This window comes from Anaerosporobacter sp. (genome assembly GCF_965301125.1).
Map to the genome: position 1 here is coordinate 1 of NZ_CBDLAM010000314.1, position 2,802 is coordinate 2,802.

The 2,802-nt window shown below is 31.4% G+C and carries 3 protein-coding genes; 2 read left to right on the plus strand and 1 reads right to left on the minus strand.

What is annotated here, in order from left to right:
- A partial coding sequence (locus tag ACW2QF_RS19225; protein WP_455717633.1) for a starch-binding protein occupies positions 1-176 on the plus strand: 176 nt, incomplete at its 5' end.
- Positions 177-281: 105 nt separating this feature from the next.
- Positions 282-1,181, plus strand: coding sequence for a DUF2935 domain-containing protein (locus ACW2QF_RS19230; RefSeq protein WP_455717631.1), 900 nt, complete (start codon positions 282-284; stop codon positions 1,179-1,181).
- A 71-nt stretch (positions 1,182-1,252) separates the two neighbouring features.
- On the opposite strand, the gene ACW2QF_RS19235 is transcribed toward ACW2QF_RS19230, so the two are convergent.
- Positions 1,253-2,503 carry a hypothetical protein gene (locus tag ACW2QF_RS19235; protein WP_455717632.1) on the minus strand — a complete coding sequence of 417 codons (1,251 nt, stop codon included), beginning with the start codon at positions 2,501-2,503 and terminating at the stop codon, positions 1,253-1,255.
- Positions 2,504-2,802: the final 299 nt, after the last annotated feature.

The window sequence follows — 2,802 nt, forward strand, 5'->3', positions numbered from 1 at the left end:
TATGGCCAGGAGAAAGCATGACTTCTGAAGGAGATAACTGGTATACGTATACATTTGAAGATGCAGTAAGTACAAACTTGATTTTTAATTTCAATGGTAATCAGACTGCAGATTTATCACGAACGTCTGGTGAATGGTGGTATTATAACAATCAGTGGTATTCAGCTAAGCCATAGAACAAAAGAGATGTTAAGTTCACGGGAGTATCCTGCCTTATGAGTACCTTGTATAAATGTTGTGCATATACTTAATAGTATGATTATATTATATAAGGAGTAAGTATGGATAACTATGTAGAATCCTCTTTGGAATTGCATTTGTTTTTTGGTAGAATTATGAAAGAGCATTCATTTTTCTTAGAAGTTGGGTATACCCAGGCAAACACTAATTTTATAAAAGAAGCAAGCAATTTTAAGATGGCATTTGAAGATTTATTGTATGACGTTATTTGTTGCAGCCAAGGAGTTGTTAGTGATACGGTATTTGAATCTGGAGAAGTAATAACTGAATTTACCTTAGATGCAGAAAAACAGTCAAGTATGTTAACAGGTAGTAATATTGATAGTAATATTACAATTCTAGAAGAAAAATTATGGAACAACAATAGGAGAGGTAAGAGGATTGATTCTAATTTAACAAATGCGGTTAGTCAAATAAATCAAAGAAGCTTACAGTTGTTAGAAGGATTAATTTCCTTTAAAGAATTCACTCTAGAAAATGTGTTAAATTGTAAGATGTTTACCATGAATTACCCATTGTTAATTGAGCATATCATACGAGAAGCGAAACTGTATCAAAAGTATATTATGAATCTAGAAGAAGGTAATGTAAATCCAGAAAGTATGAGAGATATAGAATTATTCTGGAACCAAATTATGATGGAGCATGCATTGTTCATTAGAGGATTATTAGATCCTACAGAAAACGAATTGATTATGACAGCAGATGATTTTGCAAATCAGTATGCACAATTATTGTCAGAGGCAAGGAATATGACAGATATGACGATTGATTCTGTAACTGATGAGACTCTTGAGGAGACAAAGAAATATCGTGATTTTAAAATGGCTGGAGCAAAAGGTATTGAAGAATGTAAAATTCGTAGTTTAATTCTTCCATTATTAGCAGATCATGTTTTAAGAGAAGCAAATCATTATATTCGATTATTGGAGGAAAAATAATTATCTAAATGATATAACTTGAAAACAGTTACACCTAGGCTCATAATTTAGGTGTAACTGTTTTTTTAGTATTATTCACTTTTCGTACGACCAATTGTGGTATTATCAACATTACGATTTTGTAATGCTTCGATTGGATGTGGTTCTACCTGAAAACGGTAGTCTTGTCCTTCTTTAGAAATATATTTTTCTATTATATCGTGGCTTGGAACATCTTCCACAGTTTTAATTATATTGTTTTGATATCTGAAGAAAATATCATCATCTGGCAGACTTGAAATAGGAACATAATCTTCTAGCTTTCCAGTGAGCCGTACTGTCTCAAGAATTTTACGTACATAATCAATGTTAGAACCTAAGGAAAGGAGTTTAGGAAACTGACCATTCGGAATTACTTGTTGCCATTCTTTACTTTCGTATATCTTCAACATCTCAACCGCTTTATGAAGGTGGGCTACTTCTTGTTCGAATTGTTGTTCCCAAATTTTTTTAATATAAGGATCACACTCTGTTTCAAAACAGGAGTAATATAGATAACATTCTGTATATTCATGCATTAATAAGTTTTCTAACCATGTGCAATTGGTATCGATTAAACCACCATATTGTGTAACATGTTCTTCTTCAACAAGTCCAATCTCTTGATATAATCTACGTCCAATATCCGAAGTATAGAAGCAACTGACATTCATATAATAGTTCATAGTTTGCTGTTCAGCAGCAGTTATGATATTTACATTCAGTTTGGTTAATGGATCAGCCGTTTTGCTATTGATAAATGGTTTTATATTATCAGCAGGATAGCGATGTTCAGCGATGGTTGGACGGCCAGGCATAATTTCGGTATATTTGCCTACTAACTTATCAGCGTAGATATGATGTTCCATTTCTAATAAATTAGCATAACGATATAAGTGATCAAAGTCTTCTAATAAAGCAAAATCAAGAGCTTTTTTAACGCAGGGATCTTTTTCCTCTTTTGCTAATATACTAGTTAAGTCAACTGCAAGTTGTTCATATCCAATTGTAGTTTCTAGAATTGTCTCATTAATTGGCTTTAGATTACTGACACGTTTTTGCTGTTGTTGTTCGATATATCTGATAGAAGCAAGTTCTCTTCGGATATCATTATTATTACAATGACGGGAGAATTGATGAGAAAACCAAACAGCCTCAAATTCAGTACCATTCATCAATATGATACGGGTTTTGGTATAAGGATCTGTTGCATCTTTATCGTATGATTGGGGATATAATTCTTTGAAATCAAGGAATGTATCATCGATGTTTTTCGGATGCATATCAAAAGGATTGATTGACATAACTATAGCCTCCTTGTATATTTTTATATGTAGTATTCAACTTTAATATAGGATTTATTCGTAAAGTAAATATGGTATAAATATTAAATATTTATTTTGTTGTAAAAACAACAGAAATTCATAAATAAATAATGTATAATGCATGTATACTCAGAAATTATAGTAAATTGGGAACGGATGATTTAATCAAAATCCTTAGTTAAAGATAATGATGATATATAGGCATTTGCCTAAAATGAAATATTATGAAAGACCAACTATCAAAAGTCAATAGGTAAATAAAAAAGAATATTGGTTAT

Bases quoted from the DNA above. Each gene is read 5' to 3' on its own strand.
- ACW2QF_RS19230 (WP_455717631.1), top strand. From the start codon at position 282: ATGGATAACTATGTAGAATCCTCTTTGGAATTGCATTTGTTTTTTGGT.
- ACW2QF_RS19235 (WP_455717632.1), bottom strand. From the start codon at position 2,503: ATGTCAATCAATCCTTTTGATATGCATCCGAAAAACATCGATGATACA.